Below are 20416 nucleotides of genomic sequence, written 5' to 3'. Positions count from 1 at the left end.
CCTAGAGGTGGTCGTGTACAGCTATCAAGTATGTGGACGGCGTCTGAGAATGAGGAGGTACCACATGCCCAACATCACCGTTGAGCTCCTGCGTGGTCGCAGCCTGGACCAGCGGCGGCGGTTCGTGGAGGCGGTCACCGACGACGCCGTGACGCACCTCGGCGCGCGGCGTCAGGACGTACGCATCGTGTTCACCGAGATCGGCGGGCACGACGTCGCCAACGGGGGCGTCCTCGCCGCCGACGACGCCTCCCGCGCGGAGGTGCTGGCCCGGCACGGCCAGGCCAGCACCGTGTAGCTGGGCGCCGCTACGGGGTCACGGCGACGTTCGTCAGGCCCCGTACGGCGTTGGTCACCGTGTTCGAGGCGTAGACGACGTTGGGGTTGGCCGAACATTTCGAGGTGGACGTGACGTTGATCGCGTAGTCGCCGACGCCGCCCAGGTCGGAGCGGTTGCCACGCCAGACGTTGCCGCAGCCGTTGCCGAATGCCGGCGTGGTGCTCGGGTTGTGCGTCTCGTAGCCGTTGGCGAACGTGCCCGGGCCGCGGAAGGTGCCGGTATTGTCCTCGATGACGTAGCCGACGCCCTTCACGTCGACCCACGAGTCGGCCGAGTTGGCGCCGGAGATTCCCTGCCCGTCGAACGTGTTGCCGCGGATGACGCCGTCGAACGTGCCCTCCTTGACGTCGATCGCCTCGGCGGCGACGCCCGGGCCGATGCGGTTGTTCAGCACTTGGACCCGGTCGGACCGGTCGGCGCCGCCGCTGTTGCCGTGGCAGCCCCAGTTCGAGCCGGCGGAGCCGATGTACACGCCCTCGCCGTACCCGGCCTGGACGAGCCCGGTGCGTTCGATGCGGGAGTTGCGGATGACGCTGTCGGCGGAGGACCGGCGGAAGTGCACGGCCTCCTCCTCGACGTCGTGGACGTAGACGCCGTCGATCGTGGTGTGGTGCGAGTTGTCGGCGACGATGCCCTTCTTGGCGTCGGCGACGGTGAAGCCGGTGAGGTTCCAGTACGGCGCGTTGTACAGCCACAGGCCGTAACCCGAGTCCCAGCCGGCGGTCGGCACCGGGCAGCTCGGCGCGGTGCCGGACGGTCCGTCGTTGACGAGGATCGCGTTCGCCGGGCCGGTGAGGTTGATGCGTTGTGACGCCGTGCCGGCGACGGTGGTGACGAAGGATCCGCGGTACGTGCCGGGGGCGAGCCGGATCGTCTGCCCGGGCCGGGCGGCGGCCAGCGCACTGCTCAGCTGCGTGGCCGTCGAGACGTCCACCACGGGGCCGGTGGAGGTCGGTGTAGGTGATGCCGTGGGGGATGCGGAAGCCGACGCGGACGGCGACGGGGTGCCGCCGCCGGCGCAGGGTCTTCCGTCGATCGTGCAGTTGAGCGGGGTACCGAGGCCGGACACGTTGAACCCGAAGTCCTCGGTCGCGCCGGGGGCGATGTCGCCGTTGAAGCTGGCGTTGGTGAACGTGTAGTGCTGCCCGGAGACGGTTCGCACCGAGCTCCACGAACTCGCGACGGTCGAGCCGGCGGGCAGGTCGAACTCGACCCTCCAGCTCGCCGACGGGGCGTCACCGGTGTTGCGGATCAGGTACTGGGCGCCGTAGCCGGTGCTCCAGGTCGAGGTCTGGCCGAACGTGGCGGTCAGCTGCGGCGCCGCGGCGTGCGCGACGGCCGCGAGGCTCACCGCGAGGACCACCGCGGAGCCGGCCGCCGCGGCGATGGCGAGTCTTCTCATGGTCGTCCTCAGCAGGGCTGGCCGTTGATGCGGCAGTTGAGGGGCAGTCCGGTACCGCTGGCGTTGAACCCGAAGTCCTCCGACTTCCCCGGTGCGATGTCGCCGTTGTACGAGACGTTGGTGAACGTGTAGTGCTGCCCGTTGCGGGTGCGCACGGAGCTCCACGAGTTCGACACCGTGGTCCCCGCCGGCAGGTCGAACTCGACCGTCCAGCTCGTCGTGGCGGTGGTGCAGCGGTTGGTGATGACGTAGTCGGCGCCGTACCCGCTCGACCAGGTCGACGTCTGCGTGAAGGCGGCGCGCAGGCACCCGCCGGCGGGCGACGACGGTGACGACGACGGCGACGGTGACGGCGACGGCGATGACGACGGCGGTTGCGAGGTCGGTGCGCCGGTCAGTGACAGCAGGAACAGCGACTGCGCGGCGTCGGTCTTCGTCGCGTCCACGCCGTGCCCGCCGGTGTAGTCGCGTTGCTCGTTGCCGGCCCAGTCGGCGATCGGCGCGCCGCCGACGTCGAGGTGCTGCCAGCCGGTGCCGCTCCAGCCGAGCTGGTAGACGCGTTGCCGGTCGCCGTAGTACGGCGTGTAGCCGGCTCCGGCGGTGACCTGCTTGGTCATCGTGTTGCGGAAGAAGGTGTTGCGCGGCCCGGACGAGCCGGACCACTTGACGGCCTTCTTGCCGGCCGCCCACCAGATCGGGAACCAGGTCGAGGCGTCCGGCCCGCCGCCGCCCTCCTCACCGCAGTTCGCCGTGCAGCTGGCCGAGCGGTGCTCGTACGGGACCGTGACGGTGTTGTTCTCGAACAGGTTGTTGCGCTCCCACCCGCCGTGCAGGTTGAGGTCGGAGTCGAAGTCGTTGCCGATGACCACGTTGCCCGACGCCGACCACTGGAAGGTGAAGTGGCGCAGGTTGCGCGAGGTGTTGGCGGCGTAGAGCGAGTCCCAGACGCGGGAGCCGCGGAAGTACCCGTTGCCGCCCTTGCCCTTGTTCCAGGCGCCGTCGAGCTCGTTGTTCACGATCTGCAGGTGGTAGGCCTCCTCGGTGACGATCGGGTGGGAGCCGGTCATCTCGGCGCGCACGCCCTTGACCCACGAGTCGGCCGCCCACTTGAAGACGATGCCGTGCATCTCGTATGCGGGCGCCATGTTGCCGTAGTTGTGCGTCGCGCCGGCCCGGTCCAGGCCGGGCATGTCCTGGGTGAAGGAGAGGTTCTCGAAGCCGACACCGACGACCGGGTCGACGATCGGCGACACCCGTGACACGTAGGTCGCGCCGCCGATCGCGGGCGATCCGTCGGACGTGGAGTCGACGGGGACGTCGTACTCCAGGGGCTTGTCGACGGTGACGGTCCGGTTCGTGGTGTCGACCGCGGTGACGGTGAGGATCTGCTGGCGCATGTGCTGGTTGAGCAGCGTCCCGTCGGCCGGGACGATGTTCTGCTGGGCGTAGAAGCTGACGCTGTTGGCGGCGCGGACGTTCACCAGCCCGCCGACGGTGAGGTTCGCCAGCGACCCGGAGGTCGAGAGGTAGACGGTCCGGTCGCCGGTGCGGGCGGCGAAGCCGGTGTCGCCGGGCTTGGCGCGCAGCGCGACGCCGGCCTTCCAGTGGACGTTGACGGTGCCCTCGAAGATGTCCTTGCGGTTGGCGGGGGCGGCGGCATAGTCGGCGGCGTAGGACGAATGCACACCGCGGGACTGCACCCGGAACAGTCCGCGTCCGGGCCACAGCCAGCCGCCGGTGCCCTGCCCGAACGTCATGCCGTCCTCGTCCCAGTCCGAGCCGTCGGCGGTGAGGGCGTCGTAGGCGGTGTTCGCGTCGGGCCGGTAGACGATCCGGGTGCCGCCGGTGCCGGAGCCGGCGCCGCGCAGGATGAGGTAGTCGGCGTCGACGTGGATCTCGTGGGAGACGTTCAGCGTGCCGACCGGCAGCGACAGCAGGCTCAGCTTGGTGTAGGAGGCCGACGGGCTGCAGCCCGACTTGATTGCGTCGATCGCGGCCTGGATGCCGGCGGTGTCGTCCGTGCCGTCGTCGGGGCGGACGCCGTACTGCGAGTCGAGTTCGGCCGGCGTGATCTGGCACGCCGCGCTCGGGTTGACGTCAGCGGCGCCGGGCAGGTCGGCTCCGCCGCGGTAGCCGGCCTTGCTCCAGTCGTAGAGCCCGGCGACGGGTGCGCGCCGGTTCGCCGCCGACAGGTTCAGCGTCGTGAGCGCACCCGGGCCGGCCTGCGCGTTCGAGGTCTGGGCGAGATACACCACGGTCGCCGAGGCCAGCACCACGGCGGCCGCGGGAAGTGCGAGGGATCTTCGGAGCATCGATACCTCCGGGTCTCTTAACAGCTCAGTAATGCGCTAGTAAAGTGAACGGCGTCCAGCGCGTCAATAGGCGTCTGTGATTGAGTTTGCAATCCACATATGTGGACGGACGGATAGGGCAAAGGAGGCGGAGTGCGGCGCATTCTGATCACCGGTGGGGCGGGGAAGGTGGCGGCGTTACTACGGCCCCGCCTGGCGCGGCCCGGCCGGGCGCTCCGGCTGCTCGACGTGCGCGCCGCCGACCCGGTCGAGGGCGCGGGCGAGGAGGAGACCGTCGTCGCGAGTGTCGACGACCCCGAGGCGATGACCCTGGCGTGCAAGGACGTCGACGCCGTCGTGCACCTCGGCGGGCTGGCCAAGGAGGACGCGGTCGAGAACGTGCTGCGGGTCAACGCCTACGGCACGTTCTGCGTGCTGGAGGGGGCTCGGCTGGCCGGTGCGCGCCGGGTCGTGCTCGCCTCGTCGAACCACGCGGTCGGGTTCGAGGACGTCGCCGGGCGCGCGGAGGTGCCGGCCGACATCCCGGGCCGTCCGGACACGATGTACGGCTGGAGCAAGGCCGCCGGCGAGTTGGCCGGGCGGCTCTACGCGGACCGGTTCGGGATGGACGTGCTGTGCCTGCGCATCGGCCTGTGGGTGGCGGCCCCGCCGGGGCTGCGCGGGCTGTCGATGTGGTTGTCGCCGGACGACGGCGCGCGGCTCGTCGAGGCGTGCCTGGCGGTGCCGGAGCCGGGGTACCGCATCGTGTGGGGCATCAGCCGCAACACCGGCCGGTGGTGCTCACTGGCCGAGGGCGAAGCGATCGGGTACTTCCCGGTGGACGACGCGGAGCGGTTCCGGGCCGAGCTCGTCGCCCGCCACGGCGCGCCCGACCTGGCCAACGACCCGGAGCTGCGCCGCGTCGGCGGTCCGTGGTGCGAGATCCCCCTGGGCCGGCGCCGAACCGCTTAGCGGATGCCCTCGCGGCGCAGCGTGGCGGCGAGGAGGCTGGTCTGGCGCAGCAGGGCGGTGGCCACCCGGTCGATCTCGTCGGCGTCGGCGAGCTTCGCCGGCATCGAGCAGCTGATCGCGTCCGTTGCCGGGATGCGGTAGTCGACCGGGACGGCGATGCAGGCCACACCCTCGGTGCCCTGCTCGCGCTCGAACGCCCAGCCGCGGGCCCGCACCGCGTCGAGCTCGGCGAAGAGCGTCGCGCGGTCGGTGATCGTGTTCGCGGTCAGCGCCTCGAGCCGCTCGGGCAGGATCGCGTCGACCTCGTCGTGGGTCAGGCAGGACAGCAGGCACTGCCCGAGCGCGGTGACGTGGGCCGGGAGGCGGCGCCCGACGCGCGGCACGACCGACGCGCCGCCGCGGAACTCGCGGCTGGCCAGGTAGAGGACGTGGGCGTCGTCGCGGCGCGCGTAGTGCATCGTGTAGCCGAGCTCGGCGCGCAGGTCCTCCAGGGTCTCGTAGGCGAGGGAGAGCGCCGGGTCGCGATCCAGGTAGGCGGTGCCCGACAGCAGGGCATGCGGCCCGACACCGAACGCGGAGCCGCTCGGGTCGGCCTCGACCCACTTCATCTCGCGCAGCGTGCGGATCAGGGCGTGCAGGCTGGAGCGCGGGTAGCCCATCTTCTCCTGCAGCTCGGCGATCGTCAGCCGGGTCGGCGACGCGGCGAGGGTCTCCAGGATCCGCACGGTCCGCTCCGCCGACTTGACCGGCGAGGTCTCCGCCGCGGTGTGCTCCTCGCTCGACTCCCGGCGTTTGCCTGCCATGACGACCGCCAATCCCATGTCTCCACTGTGTTGACGGTCATGTTACAGGACGCTAACTTGTCACTGCACGCTTTCACATGTACGGATGGTGTCCACATATGTAGACAGGAGGCAAGGCAGTGTCTGGACGGCACCCCTCGCTCAGACTTGTCGCCACACTCGCGTTCGCGGGCTTGCTTGCCGCGTGCGGCTCCGGAGCGGCCCCCGCCAAGGACCAGGACCCGGGCGCACAGCTGGAGATCTGGGTCCGCAAGCCCCCGGGCTCCAACACCGAGAAGACCACCAAGGAACTGGCCGCCAAGTTCACCGAGCGCTCCGGCGTTCCCACTCACGTGACCGCGCTCTTCGACGACTTCGAGACCAAGCTGCAGCAGGCCGCCGCGCAGAAGCAGCTGCCCGACATCGTCATCAACGACACCGCGCAGCTCGGCCTGCTCGTTAAGCAGGGCATCGTGCGCGAGGTCGACCGGGCCGGCATCGACGGCCAGGACATGCTCACCCCCGCCTCCTGGGAGGCCGCGAAGGGCGCCGACGGCAAGTTCTACGGCGTGCCCAACAGCGCGCAGTCGTTCGCCCTGTTCATCCGCAAGGACTGGCGCGAGAGGCTGGGCCTGTCGCAGCCGAGGTCATGGGCGGACCTTGACGCGCTCGCCACCGCGTTCACCACCAAGGACCCCGACGGCAACGGCAAGGCCGACACCTACGGCTACGTCGTGCCGGGCTCGACGAAGCGCGGCTACATGTCGTGGTACCTCACCAGCTTCCTCTGGGCCGCCGGCGGCGACTACTTCACCGAGAAGGACGGCAAGTTCACCCCGGCCATCGCGAGCGATCAGGCGGTCGCGGCCGTCGAGTGGCTGAAGGCCCAGTTCTGCGTCGCCAAGACGGTCGTGCCGGGCGCGGTGACGATGGAGACCACGCAGGCGCACCCGGCGTTCGAGACGGGCAAGGGCGGCATCTACTTCACCGGTCCGTACAACATGGCCCGCTTCGACAAGAACCTCGGCGCCGACAAGTATGAGGTGCTGCCGGCCCCGCCCGGTCCGAGCGGCAAGTCCGCGTCCCTCGCCGAGGGCGAGAACATCTACCTGATGGCCGGCTCGAAGAACCAGGCCGGGCAGGAGAAGTTCGCCGAGTTCGCGATCTCGGTCGACGGCCAGACCATCGGCATGGCCGGCGACACCGACGGCAACATCGTCCGGCTCCCGGTCAACTCGCGGGTGACGCTCGCCTCGGTGCGAAAGGACACCCGCTGGGACGTCTTCGACAAGGTCTACAAGGAGGTCGGGCGGTACACGCCAGCCGTGCCCGACTGGACCCCCTTCCGCCAGGCGTCCTCCGACACCGTCAACGCCATCGTCGCCGACTGCGGCTCCAACCCGAAACAGCAGCTCACCAAGCTGGCCGACACGTTCCAGCAGGAGCTGACCAAGCAGGGTGCGGCGGCCTGATGGCTGCCCTGGCCCCACCACGGGCGGGGGCGCGCCGCGCTCCCGCCCCGGCGCCGTCCAGCAGGCGGCGCCCCTTCCGGCTGCGCGCGAGCCTCGTCCCCTGGGCGTTCCTCGCCCCGGCGCTGATCCTCTTCGCGCTGTTCAAGTTCGTGCCGATGGCCCGCGCCATCGAGATGGGCTTCTACGAGGTCCGGCCGTACCTCGGCGACCGCTGGGTCGGCGCGGACAACTACCGCGAGGTCGTCACCGACGACACGTTCCTGGCCGCGATCTGGCACACGGTTGTGCTCGCCGTCGGCCAGACCGCCGGCTCGATCGTCATCGGCCTCGTCCTCGCCCTGCTCGTCGAAGGGCAGGCGAGGAGCCTGTGGTTCGTGCGGACCGCGGTGTTCCTGCCGACCGTCGCCGCGATGGCCGTGGTCGCCGAGGTCTGGCGCATCCTGTACTACCCGGCGCCGGACGGTGCGATCAACGCCGTCCTCGGCTGGGTCGGCGTCGGCCCGTCGCAGTTCCTCAACTCCCAGGACACGTCGCTGTGGTCGGTCATGGCCGTCGGCGTCTGGCGCGGCGCGCCCTACGACATGATGATCTTCATCGCCGGTCTGGCGGGCGTCGACCGCACGCTGTACGAAGCCGCGTCCGTCGACGGCGCCAGCGGCTGGCGGCGCCTGTGGCACGTGACCTTCCCGGCGCTGCGGCCGGTGTTCGCGATCCTGTTCACGCTCGCCGCGATCCGCGGGATGCGCGTGTTCACCGAGATCTTCCTGCTCACCAACGGCGGCCCCAACGGCTCGACCGAGGTCCTCATGACGCTCATCTACAAGCTCGGGCTGGAACGCAACGAGCTCGGTGTCGCCGCCGCCGGCTCCGTGGTGCTGCTGCTGGCCACCGTCGTGCTCACCCTCGCGGTCCAGTACGCCCGGTCCCGGAGGGCCGAACGATGAAGGCATCCCGTCACGACACCGCGCTCGGCTTCGCCGACCTGCCCGGCGTACCGGCCCGGATCGTCCGGTTCGTCGTCTACACCGCCCTGGTGCTCGTCTTCGCCGGACCGCTGCTCGCCCTGCTGGTCAGCTCGTTCAGCGGGGTCCACGACCCGTCCAGCCTGACGCTCATCCCGCGCGACCTCACGCTCGACAACTTCCGCGCCGCGATCCGCCAGGATGTGCTGCGGTACCTCACCAACTCCTTCATCGTCGCCGGCGGCGGCCTGCTGCTGCAGATCCTGGTGAGCATCTCCGCCGCGTACGCCCTGGCCCGCAAGCGGTTCCCCGGCATGCGGCTGGTGTTCCTGCTGATCCTGTCCACGATGATGCTGCCCGAGGAGATCCTCGCGATCCCGCTGTCGCTGGTCCTCGCCGACGTGCCGGTCGTGCACGTGAACCTCGTCGGCAGCCTGGTCGGCATGATCGTCCCGGTCGGCGCATGGGCGTTCTCGATCCTCGTGATGACCGAGTTCATGCGCGAGATCCCGGTCGAGCTGGAGGAGGCCGCCCGCCTCGACGGCGCCGGCGACCTGCGCATCTTCTGGTCCGTCGTCATGCCGCTGTGCCGGCCGGCGCTCGGCGTCATCGGCATCTTCGGCTTCAACATGATCTGGGACCAGTACATGCTGCCGCTGCTCGTCGCGCAGGACTCGGCCCAGTTCACGCTGCCGCTCGCGCTGCGCAGCCTGCGCGCCGACGAGCAGGTCGGCGTCGGCGTGGTGCTCGCCGCGGCGCTGCTGGCCCTGCTGCCGTCGGTCATCGCGTTCCTCGGCTTCCAGCGCCAGTTCATGCGCGGCCTCACTTCCGGCGCCGTCAAGGGATGAAGGGACATTCGCCAATGCGCCTCCACGGCCTGCTGTCGTTTCCGCTGACACCGTTCACCGAGGACGGCAAGGTCAACCTCACCGTCCTCGCCGACCACATCGCCCAGCAGCTGGCCGCCGGGCCGTCCGGGCTGTTCGTGGCCTGCGGCACCGGCGAGTTCACCAGCCTGTCGATGCAGGAGTACCGCGACGTGCTCGGCACCGCGGTGCGGGTGGCCGCGGGCCGGGTGCCGGTGTTCGCCGGCACCGGCGGCGGGCCGCAGCTGGCGCGCGACTTCGCGGTCGCGGCCGCCGAGGCCGGCGCGGACGGCCTGCTGCTGCTGCCGCCGTACCTGGTGAGCTCCACCCCGGCCGGGCTCGTCGAGCACGTCCGGTTCGTGGCCGAGGCGACCAGCCTGCCGATCACCGTCTACCAGCGGGCCAACGCCGTGCTCGACCCGGCCGCCGCGGTCGCGCTGCTCGACGTGCCGACCGTCGCCGGCATCAAGGACGGCCGGGGCGACGTCAGCGCGATGCTGCGCCTGGTGACGGCGATCCGCACCAGCGGCCACCCGCGAGCCGCCGAGTTCGGCTTCCTCAACGGGCTGCCGACCGCCGAACTGTCCGTCCAGGCGTACCAGGCCATCGGCATCGAGAGCTACTCCTCGGCCGTGCTGTGCTTCGTCCCCGACATCGCCACCGCGTTCTTCCGGGCCGTGTCGACCGGCGACGCCGACACCGTGCAGGCCCTGCTGGCCGCGTTCTACCTGCCGTTCGTGGCGCTGCGCGATCTCGTGCCCGGCTACGCCGTCTCGCTGGTCAAGGCCGGCGCCCGGCTGGAGGGCCTCGACGTCGGCAGCGTGCGGCCGCCGCTGGTCGACCCGACGCCCGCCCACGTGGAGCGGCTCGCCGAGGTGATCGACGCCGGCCGGGCCGCGCTGCGCAGACTGCGGCACGCCGCATGAGGATCCTCGCCGCCACGGTCACGCCGATCGCGTTCCCCGATCCGCCGCTGCTGAACTCCGCCGGCGTGCACGAGCCGTGGGCGCTGCGCACGATCGTCGAGCTCACCGCCGGCGACGGCCTCGCCGGCATCGGCGAGACCTACGGCGACGCACCGCACCTTGGGCTGGTCCGCACGGCCGCGCAGGCGCTCGCCGGGGCCGACCCGTTCGACCTCGCCGCGATCCGCCGGACGGTCGCCGCCGTCGTGACCGGCCACGACACCACCGATCGGCACGGCCTGACCGGCACGCCGGACCCGGTGGCCAAGGTCTTCGCCCCGTTCGAGGTCGCCTGCCTGGACCTGCAGGCGCGGTCGGTCGGCCGGCCGGTGCACGCGCTGCTGGGCGGGCGCTGCCGCGACTCGGTCGCGTTCTCGGCCTACCTGTTCTACAAGTGGGCGGCGCACCCCGCCGCGCCGCCCGACGGCTTCGGCGCGGCACTCGATCCCGCCGGCATCGTCGCGCAGGCGCGGATGCTCGTCGACCGGTTCGGGTTCCGGTCGATCAAGCTCAAGGGCGGTGTGTTCGAGCCCGACGCCGAGATCGAGGCCATCCGGACGCTGCGCGCCGCGTTCCCGGACCACCCCCTGCGGCTGGACCCGAACTGCGCCTGGTCGGTCGAGACGTCACGCAAGGTCGCTGCGGCGACGGACGGCCTGCTGGAGTACCTCGAGGATCCCACACCCGGCATCGACGGGATGGCCGCCGTCGCCCGGGAGGCCGGGATGCCGCTCGCCACCAACATGTGCGTCGTGCGCTTCGCCGACCTCCGACCCGCGTTCAGCCGTGCGGCGGTGGGCGTCGTGCTCGCCGACCACCACTACTGGGGCGGGCTGCGCGCGTCGGTCGACCTGGCGCGGATGTGCGACACGTGGGGCGTCGCCGTCTCCATGCACTCCAACAGCCATCTCGGCATCAGCCTCGCCGCGATGGTGCAGCTCGGCGCGGCCCTGCCCAACCTGACCCATGCCGCGGACACGCACACTCCGTGGCAGGACGGCGTCGACGTGGTCACGGCGCCACTGCCGATCGTGGACGGTGCGGTCACGGTGCCGGACGGCCCCGGCCTCGGCGTCGAGCTCGACCGCGACATGCTGGCCCGGCTACACGAGAACTACCTGCGCTGCGGCGTGCGGGTCCGCGACGACACCGCCTACATGCGCACCGTCGACCCGGCGTTTCGCAAGCTGCGTCCGCGGTGGTGACGCTGTCCGGCCACGCGTACTGCTGGGACGTGCTCGGCGACCCGGCGTTCGCCGGGCGCGCCGCCGAGCTCGGCCTCGACTCGGTCACCCTCGCCGCCGCCTACCACAGTGTCCGGGCCGCCACCCCGCTGCACCCGCACCATCAGGTCGTCGAGGCCCGGTATGCGGCGCTCTACCGCCCGGTCCGCGCGTCCGTGTGGCGAAGCCGCCGGCTGCGCCCGCTCGCGCCCGACTGGATGGACGCTCCGGACCCGTTCCGGACCGCCGCCTCGGCGCTGTCGGCCCGCGGGCTCGGCGTCGTCGGCTGGGTCGTGCTCACCCACAACACCAGGCTGGGCACCGAACACCCGGACGTCACCGTCACCAACTGCTTCGGCGACCGCTACCCGTACGCGCTGTGCCCCTCCTGGGACGAGGTCCGCGACTACGCGGCGCTGCTGGCCGCCGAGGCGGTTCATGAGGTACCGCTGAGCATGGTGTCCCTGGAGTCCTGCGGGCAGCTCGGGGTCGTCCACGCCGGCCATCACGACAAGACCGTCGAGGCCTGGGACGAGCAGGCGCGGCGCTGGCTCTCGGTGTGCTGCTGCCCGGCCTGCCGCCGGGCCTGGGTGACCGCCGGCGCCGACCCGGAACGGATCGTCGGCCAGCTGCGCGCCGCCGTGCGCACCGGTTCCGCGGTCGACGACGCCGAGCTCATCCTCGGGGCCCGGCTGCGCGCGGCGGAACAGCTGCGCCGCCAATGCGCCGGCGCGCTCGGCGGCACTCCCGTGCTGCTCCACGCCGGCGTCGACCCCTGGGCGACCGGTCCGTCACCCGGCCACGTTCACGCGACGCCCGCACGGCTGCTGCTCAACGCGTGGGCCGTCGCGCCGTCGACGGTCGAGGCCGTCGCCACCGCGGTCGGGCGCGGCGACACCGTCCACGCCTACGTCACCGCGCTGTCCCCGGTCCGCGGCGCGGATCTGCCCGGCCACGTCCGGGCGCTCGTCGGCGCGGGGGCCAGCGGGATCCACCTCTACCACCTCGGCCTTGCCCCGGCGCGCCGGCAGCAGGCCATGCACGCGGTCGCGAAGATCCTGGAGAAGACATGAGCCACGCCGTGCACGCCGTCGCCGACGCCCTCGACGCCGCCCGCGAAGCGGTGATCAAGGTGGCGGCGGCCGAGACCGGCCTCACCGAGGCCCGGCTGGCCGGCGAGCTCGACCGGACCACCGGCCAGCTGCGTCTGCTCGCCGATCACGCCGCCGCCGCCCGCGCGACCGTCCGTTCGCCGAACGCCGCCGCGGACGGCGCCGACATCGTCCGGATCCGCGTCCCGATCGGGCCCGTCGCGGTGTTCGCCGCATCCAACTTCCCGCTCGCCTTCGGCGTGCTCGGCGGCGACACCGCCGCGGCGCTGGCCGCCGGCTGCCCGGTGGTCGTCAAGGCCCACCCCGCGCAGCCGGAGACCGCCGGCCTGCTGGCCGGCATCGCCGCGACGGTCCTCGCCCCGGACCGCTTCCGGCTGGTGCACGGCGGCCCGGACGTGTCGCTCGCGCTGGTCCGCGACCCGACCGTCCGCGCCGTCGCGTTCACCGGCTCGCCGTCCGGCGGGCGAGCCCTCATGGACGCGGCCGCCGCCCGGCCCGACCCCGTCCCCGTCTACGCGGAGATGGGCTCGCTCAACCCCGTCTTCGTCCTGCCGTCCGCGCTGTCCGACCCGTCGTGGCCGGCCCGGCTCGCCGCCTCGGTCACCGGTTCGGCCGGGCAGCTGTGCACGAAACCGGGGCTCGTCGTCGTCCCCACCGACGCCTTCGCCGCCGACGTCGCCGCCGCGGTGGCCGCCGAACCGCCCTTCTCGCGCATGCTGAGTCCCGCGATGGCGGCGGCGCACACCGCCTGGCGCGCCGGGGCCGCCGTTCACGGGGTGGTCACGGCCACCGGATCGCCGCGGCACGCCTTCGCCGTCACCGTCGACGCCGACGCCCTGACCGGCCCGCTCCTGGAGGAGCACTTCGGCCCCGCGGTGGTCGTGTGCCGCTGCCCGGTCGCCCGCTACGGTGAGCTCGCCGCGCGACTGCACGGCTCGCTGACCGCGACGGTCCTCGGCGACCCGCAGGACCCGCAGCTCCCGCCGCTGCTGGCCGCCCTTGTCCCAACGGCCGGCCGCGTCATCCTCAACGGCGTTCCCACCGGCGTGGCCGTCTGCGAGGCGATGCACCACGGCGGCCCATGGCCGGCCACGTCGAACCCGCTGTACACGTCGGTCGGCACCCGGTCGATCGAGCGCTTCCTGCGCCCGGTGGCCCTCCAGGGCCTACCCCCGGAGCTGATCGACACCCTCACCTAGATGGGGCGCAGCGCGGTGAACTCTTCGGCGGACATATCAGGTCAGACGCTACCGCCGCCCGGTTTCGTGACGCGGAATGCATCCCCCGCGCGGGTCGCGGTTCCAGTCCGGTCCTCTCATGTGCGCGGTCGCGTTGCTGATTAACGTTCGTCGCGTGTCGACTGACGTCGAGGACAAGGACCTCGGGGAGCTGCATCAGGACCTCATCCGGGCCTTCGAGCGCATCCGGGGCCTGGCCGACAACGCCGAGTTGCTCGGCGTCCACCGCGGCGCGACCGCCCACGATGCGCAGTTCCTCCGGGTCAGCCTGGAAGCGCAGCTGGAGTCGGTCCGCAACCTCGAGCTGATCATGCCGATCGTCGCGCCGATGAAGGCCGGCAAGTCGACGCTGGTGAACGCGATCGTCGGTTACCAGCTCCTGCCGGCGAGGGCCAACCCGATGACGACGCTGCCGACGAAGATCGTGCTGGTCGAGGGCATGGACCTCAACAAGCCGCAGCTGTACCTGCCCGAGTCGCTGCGGCGGCTGTTCCAGACCCTGGAGACGCAGGTCCGCGCGGTCATGCTGGCCCGCTGGCCGGTGCCCCGCGAGCACGGCTACCTCGACGAACTCGCCACGCTGCTGAAGGCCGACGCCCTCGCCCCGCTCCAGGAATGGTACGAGGGCACCGCCGAGGTGCACGCGGTCCTGGCCCGCCTCAACGACGAGATGCGCCTGGCCGCCCTCGCCATCGGCGACGAGGACTTCCTCGGCGGCGTGCGGGAGCTGCCCGAACTGCGCACCGGCCACGTCCACTCGTTCGCCGCCGGCGCCGGTACCGGTGGCCGGCTCGTCATCATCGACACCCCGGGCCCCAACGAGTACGCGATCGCCGCCCGGCTCGGCCCGGCCCTGGAGCGTCAGCTCGCCGAGAGCCACGTGGTGCTGGTCGTGCTTGACTACACCCAGATGGGCGGGGAGGCGGCGGCCGACATCCGCAACCGGCTGGGCCGCCACCTGGAGATCATCGGCACGTCGCGGCTCTACGCGGTGGTGAACAAGGTCGACGCCCGGAAGACCAAGGACGACCTGAGCAAGGCCGACACCCGCGAGGCCGTCCGGCACAGCCTCGGGCTGACCGCGGAGCAGGCCGACCGGCAGCTGTTCGAGGCCGTCGCCAACTGGGGCCTGCTCGGCTCCCGGGTGCTGGCCGAGATCGACGCGGCCGGCGAGCGGTTCGCGCCATCCGACAGCGAGGCGGCCCGCTCGGTGCTGCGCGAGCTGTACCCGCTCGACGACGACGAGGAGCTCACCGAGCGCCTGGCCGAGACCGACACCGAGAGCCTGCGCATCGACGCCCGGCGGTTCCTGCGCAAGAGCCACGTCGCCGAGCTCGTCGACACGGCCATCGCCCGCCTGCGCCGCGGCGCCGCGCCGGCCGTGATGTCGGCCGGCATCAAACGCTTCGAGGCCGCGGCCGGTGAGCTAGCCGAGCTCATCGCGCTGGAGCGCAGCGCCGCCGACCGGGGCAGCGAGATCGTCGCGCAGCAGCTCGCTGCGCTGGAGTCGGAGATCGCGCTGCTGCAGGGTCACCGAGACGCCCGGCCCAGCCCCGAGCAGCTGCAGCGGCGCTTCCAGGCCGAACTCACCACGTTCGTCCGCGAGCTGGAGGGGCACGGCCAGCACATCATCCGGATGCTGGAGGTCGGCCGGGAGCAGCAACACGAGGCGTCCGGCGGATGGGAGCCGGTGCGGGCGATCCGGCGCGGCCTCACCGGCCTGTTCGACAAGCTGTTCCACGACAAGCCGCAAAGCGACGAGCATTCGTTCCCGACCGAGGACGGGGCCAACCGGTTCAAGGACCAGCTGGCCGGCGCGGTCACCGAGCAGCTGCACCAGCTGCTCGACGTCGCCCGCTACCACTTCGAGAAGCGGGTCGGCCGGCTGACCGCGACGATCGTCGCCGAGCAGGAGTCGAAGGTCCGCGAGCTCATCGAGCGCGCCGCCGAGACGCTGTCGTCCGCGTTCGACGTCAAACTCCAGCCACCACCGCCGGCCGTGGTCAACGGCAAGCTCAGCAGCCGCCTGGAGGGGGCGCGGGCGCGGACCACAACCCACGAGCAGGAGGTCGAGACGATCGAGCGCCGCCGGGTCTGGTACAAGCTGTGGATCGGCAAGCGCGACGTGAAGGTCAAGACGAAGAAGACCGTCTCCGTGACCACCTACGTGGTGTCCCGCAGCGACGTGATGCGCCAGCTCAGCGCCGCCTTCTCGACCCAGGTCAAGGGCATGGAGGTGCAGCTCACCCGGTATGTCGGTACCACGCTGAGCGCCGAGCTGTCCGCCTATTACCAGGGCCTCGACGACTATCTCAAGCGCTACCACGGCGCGCTGACCCGCTCGCAGCGTGCCGGCGAGCGCGACGAGGCCCAGCAGCGCGAGCGCCGCGACGCCCTGACGAAGCTCGAGGCGAGCCTCCAGCAGGAGCTGGACGGTCTGCTGGAGTACCGCGAGCGCCTGCCCCAGACACCTGAATGACCGATGCGGCGCAGGCCCTGCGGCACGAGGTCCGGTCCTGGATCGAGGGCACCGAGGCCGCGGCCAGGCACGGCCGCTCGGCCGCCGAGGTCGAGCTCCGCCGCGCCCTGCCCCCGGTCCGGGCCGGTCTGAGCGGGATGCCGGCCGGCCCCCTCGCGCTGGTGCGCGCCCTCGACGACGTGCTCGCCCGGCACCTGTCCCCGGTCCGCCGCCTGGTCGACGAGGCGTCCGCGGCCGAGTGGCGGGCGGCGGGCGCGGCCCGCGAGGCCCTGGACGAGGCCTCCGCGGCCGGCGCGGCGGCGGCGATTGACCTGGCAGGGATCGAGCGCGCCGCCCAGGATCTCCCGCAGGCGCTGCGCCGCGCCCTCGACCGCTTCGCCGCCGCGGCGCGGCGCCTGGCCGCCGCCCGGCCGGCGGCCGACCGGGCCACCGGTCGCCGGCGCGACGGACTGCGCACCTTCGCCGACCGCGACCGCGCCGCCGGGTTCGCGGCCGTGCTCGTCGGGGGCGACGCGCGGCGGGCCGAGTCGGCCCACGCGGCCGCGGTGGGGGAGTTGGCCACGGCCGTAGCCGCCACCCGGGCCCGGCTCGCCGACCTGCGCGTGCTGCTGGCGACCCGTTACGCGGTGCCGCCACCGGCCGCCGCCACTGTTCCCGCGGTGATGGCCGACGCGCTGCCCGGGCCAGGCCGTGCGCTGCTGTCCGCCGCGGCCGGCGCCGTGCAGCCGCTGTCGGCGCGGCCCGAGCGCGGGCTGTGGCTGCGCACCCCGCACTCGTACCGGACCGACCTCGTCACCGTCCTCGGGCGGCGCGGTTTCGTCGTGGACCGCGGCCGGATCGGCCCGGCGTGTGAGGCTGCCGCCGAGCGGTGGCTGGCGGAGACCGTGGCCGCCGCCGGCCGCGGGGTCGCCGCGGCCGCCGCGGAGTTCGACGCCGGCCTGACCGCCTGCCACGCCGTGGTGGCCGCCCGGCTCGACGAGTCCGCCACCGCGGAGCGGGCCGCGCAGGCCGCCCTGCATCGGGCCACCACGGCCCGGGGCGGGTGGGACCGGCTCGCCGCGGGCGGCGGCGCGCTCGCCGCGGCCTGGGAGGCGCTGCACATCACTGACGACGGCGGGCTGACCCCGGCGATCCGCCAGGCGCTGCCGCATGTCGCCCGGCGCAGCGCCCGCCTGCTCGACCCCGAGGTGCGCGCCGACCTCGACCGGCTTGCGAGGTCGGCGCCGGCCGAGGTCCGGGTCGTCGTGGTCGCGCCGATGAAGGCCGGCAAGTCGACCCTGCTGAGCGCGATCACCGGCCACGACGTCGTGCCGCGCCGGGCCCAGGCGATGACGGTCCTGGCCACCCGGCTGGTGCTCGGCGGGATGACCGGCCCGCAGCTGCGGGTGCCGCTCGACCTGGCCGCCGAGGCCACCGAGATGGCTGGGCGGGTCCGGGCCCGGCTCCGCTCACCGTCGGCGCCGTCGCTCGCCGCGCACCCGCACCTGGCCCGGTTCGCGGCCGGCCTGGACCAGGCCCCGCTGCGCACCGGCGCGGTCGTCACGGGCGCGGCGGCGGTGCGCACGGCGCTGACGGCGCTGCACGACCTTGCCCGCCTCGCGATGTACCTCCTGCCGGCCCACGAGACCGCCCCACTGGCCGGCTGGGTGCCGGAGGTGCGCGTCCCCGGCGCCGGCGACGGCCGGGTCGTGCTCGTCGACACGCCCGGCCCCGACGAGGGCGCGGGCGGCGCCCTGCTCGGCACCATCGTTGAACAGCAGGTCGCCGCCGCGCATGCCGGCCTCGTCGTCGTGGACTACACCCAGATCGGCAGCACCGCCGAGGCGCGGCTCGCTGAGCGGGTCCGCTCCCGGCTGGCGGTGCTCGCCGACGAACTGCTCTGGCTGGTGGTGAACCGGGTCGACCAGCGCCGCGGCCGCGCCGACCTCGACCGGCCCGGCGCCGCGGCGGCCGCCCGGCACCTGGTCCGCCGCCCCGGCGCGCCCGTGTACGAGACGTCGGCGGTGCTGGCCGTCGCGGCCGCCGCGCACCTGCGGGACCCCGGCGACGCCGCGGCCGCCGGCCACCTCCGCGACCTCGTCCTGCCGTCGGGCGGCCCGGCGTCGGGCGACGAGCTGCGTCGCCTGGCCGGCAAGGCCCGCTCCCGCTCCGGTGTCGCCGAGCTGCGGGCCGCGGTGCTGGAGCGGCTCGCGGCCGGGCCGGATCTGGCGGTGCTGCGTTCGGCGCTGGCCCGGCTGGGGGCGGCAGGCCCGGAGCCGGACCTCGCGGACCTCGCTTGGGCTGTGGAGAGGAGCACGAGTGCAACCGGTCGACGATGACGTGCGCCGGATGGTCCGGCGGCTGCCCGGGGTGTCCGACCGGACCCTGCTGGAGCTGGTCAACGGGCTCGGGGTGGCCCGGGGCATCACCGCGGACCGAGCTGAGCAGGGGGTCGTGGCGCGGCTGTTCGCCCAGCTGACCGGGAGCGACCACAAGGCACAGCTGATGACGTTCCGGGCGCTCGTCGACGGGCAGCAGGCGCTGGTCGAGCTGTCGACGGAGGCCGCACAGCGGGCCGCCGTCACCGATCTGGCGCTGGCGCGGGTGGCGACGCACCTGCGGTACACGCGGGATCTGGCCGATGCGACGGCACTCGAACAGCGCCGGCTGGCCGACGTGGCCGAGGCGCTCGGCGAGTACATCCGGGCCTGCGACGAGCGGATCGCGGTCCTGGAACAGTGGCGGGCATCCGTCGACCTGCGGCTCGCGGCGGACGACGTGCTCGCCGGGCTCGGTAGCCGGGCCAAGGCCGGCCACGGCGGCGTGCCCTGGCCGGTGCTGGCCGTGCTCATGGCGCGGGAGCTGGCTGCCGGGGTGTGCGGCCGGTGGGAGGCGCAGGCCGGCCCGGCGTTCCGGGTCCGGGTCGCCGACGTGCTCCTGGCGGCCCTGCGGGAGGTGGCGGCGCTGCCGGACCGAGGGTTCCCGCTGGAGACGGTGCTCGACGACGGCTGGCGGGCGCTGCGCACCGGCGACCACCGGCGGCTGCTGGCCGAGCTGCTCGACGCCGGCCTCGACCCGCGGCTGGCGCTCGTCGACCGGCCGCTCACCGCGACCGTCGCGCTGACGATGGAGCTGGCGTCGCTGCCCGACACCGCCCGGCCCGAGCGACCGGCACGTATCGCGCTGGAACTCAGCCGCCGCCGCACCGGCTGGGTCGACGGCGGCGCGACCATCAGCGGCTTCGTGAAGCGGGCCGTCGGCGAGCAGTTCGACCTGGCCGCGCAGGCCCGGCGGCGATGGGAGGGCACGCAGCGATGAGCGGCACGGCACGGGTCGGGCTCGTCCTGGCCGGCGGCGGCGCGAAGGGCGCCTACCAGGCGGGCGTCGTCGAATATCTCGCGTCGCGGGAGATCGAGGTCGCCGCCGTCGCCGGCACCAGCATCGGCGCGCTGAACGGCGCCGTCGTCGCGGCCGCCGACACGATCGCCGCGGCCGCCGACCGGCTGTCCGAGGTCTGGGACGAGATCGAGCGGGTCGGCGCCTCGCCGGCCGCGCTGCCCGCGCCGCCGCCCCGGGCGACGCTCGCCGACCTGCTCGCGATGGCGGACAGTCCGGTGCTGCGGCCCGGGTTCGTCGACGCCATGGTCGAGCGGTACGTCGACGCCGCCGCGTTCGCCCGCCCGTTCTGGGTCACGGCGTTCCCCGGGGTGCGGCCCGGCAGCGGCCGGCTCGCCCCGGACTGGCTGCTCGACCTGGCCCGCAGCGCGACCGGCACGCCGTCGGCCTGGCTGCGCGTCGACACGATGCCGCTCCAACTACGCCACCAGGCGGTGCTGGCCAGCGCGGCCCTGCCGTATTTCGCGCCCGGCCGCTGGGTCGGCGGCACCTTCTATCGCGACGGCGGCCTCGGCGGCATCCCGGCCAACACCCCCGCCGGCCCGCTCGTCGCGTACGGCGACTTCGACCTCATCATCGTGACGCAGCTCACCCGCGGCGTGCTGTGGGACGCCCACGACTACCCGCGGGGCCGCTTCCTGGAGCTGCGGCCGGGCGAGGCGCTGAGCGCGCCGGGCCTGGCCGGCACCGCGGCCGGCTTGCTGGATTTCTCCCCGCAGCGGCTGCGCCGGCTGCGGCGTCAGGGATTCGAGGACGCCCGCCGCGACCTGGGCCGGGCCGAGGAACTGCTCCGCGCGGTGCACGACCGGCGCTCGGCCCAGGAGGCGATGCTGGACTCGCTCGACGACCTCTAGTGCTGTGACCGGAACCGTTGGCGGGTCCGGCTCGTGCGGGGCCAGGCGCTCGGCGGGCACGAGGACGATCCGGTGAGCCGGCC

At 73.2% G+C, this 20416-nt stretch carries 16 protein-coding genes; 13 read left to right on the top strand and 3 right to left on the bottom strand.

Annotated elements, in window-relative coordinates:
* Positions 1–64: 64 nt before the first annotated feature.
* Entirely contained in the window at positions 65–298 is a 234-nt protein-coding gene (locus IEZ31_RS00170) for a tautomerase family protein (RefSeq protein WP_190247597.1), read from the top strand.
* 10 nt (positions 299–308) lie between these two features.
* On the opposite strand, the gene IEZ31_RS00165 is transcribed toward IEZ31_RS00170, so the two are convergent.
* Both IEZ31_RS00165 and IEZ31_RS00160 read right to left on the bottom strand, forming a co-directional pair.
* Positions 309–1742: a cellulose binding domain-containing protein gene (locus IEZ31_RS00165; protein ID WP_190247596.1), complete on the bottom strand. Its 1434-nt coding sequence runs from the start codon at positions 1740–1742 to the stop codon at positions 309–311.
* An 8-nt stretch (positions 1743–1750) separates the two neighbouring features.
* Positions 1751–4054, bottom strand: coding sequence for a cellulose-binding domain-containing protein (locus tag IEZ31_RS00160; RefSeq protein ID WP_190247595.1), 2304 nt, complete (start codon positions 4052–4054; stop codon positions 1751–1753).
* A gap of 132 nt (positions 4055–4186) precedes the next feature.
* Between IEZ31_RS00160 and IEZ31_RS00155 the strand changes: the two genes are divergently transcribed.
* On the top strand, positions 4187–5005 hold the full coding sequence (locus IEZ31_RS00155) for an NAD-dependent epimerase/dehydratase family protein (protein WP_190247594.1): 819 nt from the start codon (positions 4187–4189) through the stop codon (positions 5003–5005).
* On the opposite strand, the gene IEZ31_RS00150 is transcribed toward IEZ31_RS00155, so the two are convergent.
* A complete protein-coding gene (locus tag IEZ31_RS00150) occupies positions 5002–5826 on the bottom strand; it encodes an IclR family transcriptional regulator (protein ID WP_229833855.1) in 825 nt (274 codons plus the stop codon). The genes IEZ31_RS00155 and IEZ31_RS00150 overlap by 4 nt on opposite strands.
* Before the next feature lie 101 nt (positions 5827–5927).
* Here IEZ31_RS00150 and IEZ31_RS00145 point away from each other — a divergent pair, with 101 nt between their 5' ends.
* The 11 genes from IEZ31_RS00145 to IEZ31_RS00095 all read left to right on the top strand — a co-directional run bounded on the left by IEZ31_RS00145 (position 5928) and on the right by IEZ31_RS00095 (position 20333).
* Entirely contained in the window at positions 5928–7259 is a 1332-nt protein-coding gene (locus IEZ31_RS00145) for a sugar ABC transporter substrate-binding protein (protein ID WP_229833853.1), read from the top strand.
* A complete protein-coding gene (locus IEZ31_RS00140; RefSeq protein ID WP_190247593.1) occupies positions 7259–8203 on the top strand; it encodes a carbohydrate ABC transporter permease in 945 nt (314 codons plus the stop codon). The genes IEZ31_RS00145 and IEZ31_RS00140 overlap by 1 nt, the downstream gene beginning before the upstream one ends.
* Positions 8200–9069: a carbohydrate ABC transporter permease gene (locus tag IEZ31_RS00135; RefSeq protein ID WP_190247592.1), complete on the top strand. Its 870-nt coding sequence runs from the start codon at positions 8200–8202 to the stop codon at positions 9067–9069. The genes IEZ31_RS00140 and IEZ31_RS00135 overlap by 4 nt, the downstream gene beginning before the upstream one ends.
* Before the next feature lie 14 nt (positions 9070–9083).
* On the top strand, positions 9084–10013 hold the full coding sequence (locus IEZ31_RS00130; RefSeq protein WP_190247591.1) for a 5-dehydro-4-deoxyglucarate dehydratase: 930 nt from the start codon (positions 9084–9086) through the stop codon (positions 10011–10013).
* Positions 10010–11257, top strand: a complete 1248-nt coding sequence (locus IEZ31_RS00125; RefSeq protein WP_190247590.1) for a glucarate dehydratase family protein — start codon at positions 10010–10012, stop codon at positions 11255–11257. The genes IEZ31_RS00130 and IEZ31_RS00125 overlap by 4 nt, the downstream gene beginning before the upstream one ends.
* Positions 11251–12348 (top strand): hypothetical protein, encoded by a 1098-nt coding sequence (locus tag IEZ31_RS00120; protein WP_229833852.1) that lies wholly within the window; start codon positions 11251–11253, stop codon positions 12346–12348. The genes IEZ31_RS00125 and IEZ31_RS00120 overlap by 7 nt, the downstream gene beginning before the upstream one ends.
* Positions 12345–13586 (top strand): aldehyde dehydrogenase family protein, encoded by a 1242-nt coding sequence (locus IEZ31_RS00115; RefSeq protein WP_190247589.1) that lies wholly within the window; start codon positions 12345–12347, stop codon positions 13584–13586. The genes IEZ31_RS00120 and IEZ31_RS00115 overlap by 4 nt, the downstream gene beginning before the upstream one ends.
* Before the next feature lie 154 nt (positions 13587–13740).
* On the top strand, positions 13741–16104 hold the full coding sequence (locus IEZ31_RS00110) for a dynamin family protein (RefSeq protein ID WP_190247588.1): 2364 nt from the start codon (positions 13741–13743) through the stop codon (positions 16102–16104).
* Complete coding sequence (locus tag IEZ31_RS00105) at positions 16101–18422, top strand: dynamin family protein (protein ID WP_190247587.1); 2322 nt, start codon at positions 16101–16103, stop codon at positions 18420–18422. The genes IEZ31_RS00110 and IEZ31_RS00105 overlap by 4 nt, the downstream gene beginning before the upstream one ends.
* Positions 18403–19401, top strand: coding sequence for a diguanylate cyclase regulator RdcB family protein (locus IEZ31_RS00100; protein ID WP_190247586.1), 999 nt, complete (start codon positions 18403–18405; stop codon positions 19399–19401). The genes IEZ31_RS00105 and IEZ31_RS00100 overlap by 20 nt, the downstream gene beginning before the upstream one ends.
* On the top strand, positions 19398–20333 hold the full coding sequence (locus tag IEZ31_RS00095; RefSeq protein ID WP_190247585.1) for a patatin-like phospholipase family protein: 936 nt from the start codon (positions 19398–19400) through the stop codon (positions 20331–20333). Before IEZ31_RS00100 ends, IEZ31_RS00095 begins: the two co-directional genes overlap by 4 nt.
* Positions 20334–20416: the final 83 nt, after the last annotated feature.

The organism is Dactylosporangium sucinum, from assembly GCF_014647515.1.
Classification (GTDB): domain Bacteria; phylum Actinomycetota; class Actinomycetes; order Mycobacteriales; family Micromonosporaceae; genus Dactylosporangium; species Dactylosporangium sucinum.
The sequence above is the reverse complement of the archived record's forward strand: the minus strand, read 5'-3'. Positions and strand labels throughout refer to the sequence as shown.

Excerpts from the sequence above, each read along its gene's own strand:
- IEZ31_RS00170 (WP_190247597.1), top strand. The coding sequence starts at position 65 with ATGCCCAACATCACCGTTGAGCTCCTGCGTGGTCGCAGCCTGGACCAG.
- IEZ31_RS00165 (WP_190247596.1), bottom strand. The coding sequence starts at position 1,742 with ATGAGAAGACTCGCCATCGCCGCGGCGGCCGGCTCCGCGGTGGTCCTC.
- IEZ31_RS00160 (WP_190247595.1), bottom strand. The coding sequence starts at position 4,054 with ATGCTCCGAAGATCCCTCGCACTTCCCGCGGCCGCCGTGGTGCTGGCC.
- IEZ31_RS00150 (WP_229833855.1), bottom strand. The coding sequence starts at position 5,826 with ATGGGATTGGCGGTCGTCATGGCAGGCAAACGCCGGGAGTCGAGCGAG.
- IEZ31_RS00140 (WP_190247593.1), top strand. The coding sequence starts at position 7,259 with ATGGCTGCCCTGGCCCCACCACGGGCGGGGGCGCGCCGCGCTCCCGCC.
- IEZ31_RS00135 (WP_190247592.1), top strand. The coding sequence starts at position 8,200 with ATGAAGGCATCCCGTCACGACACCGCGCTCGGCTTCGCCGACCTGCCC.
- IEZ31_RS00130 (WP_190247591.1), top strand. The coding sequence starts at position 9,084 with ATGCGCCTCCACGGCCTGCTGTCGTTTCCGCTGACACCGTTCACCGAG.
- IEZ31_RS00125 (WP_190247590.1), top strand. The coding sequence starts at position 10,010 with ATGAGGATCCTCGCCGCCACGGTCACGCCGATCGCGTTCCCCGATCCG.
- IEZ31_RS00115 (WP_190247589.1), top strand. The coding sequence starts at position 12,345 with ATGAGCCACGCCGTGCACGCCGTCGCCGACGCCCTCGACGCCGCCCGC.
- IEZ31_RS00105 (WP_190247587.1), top strand. The coding sequence starts at position 16,101 with ATGACCGATGCGGCGCAGGCCCTGCGGCACGAGGTCCGGTCCTGGATC.
- IEZ31_RS00095 (WP_190247585.1), top strand. The coding sequence starts at position 19,398 with ATGAGCGGCACGGCACGGGTCGGGCTCGTCCTGGCCGGCGGCGGCGCG.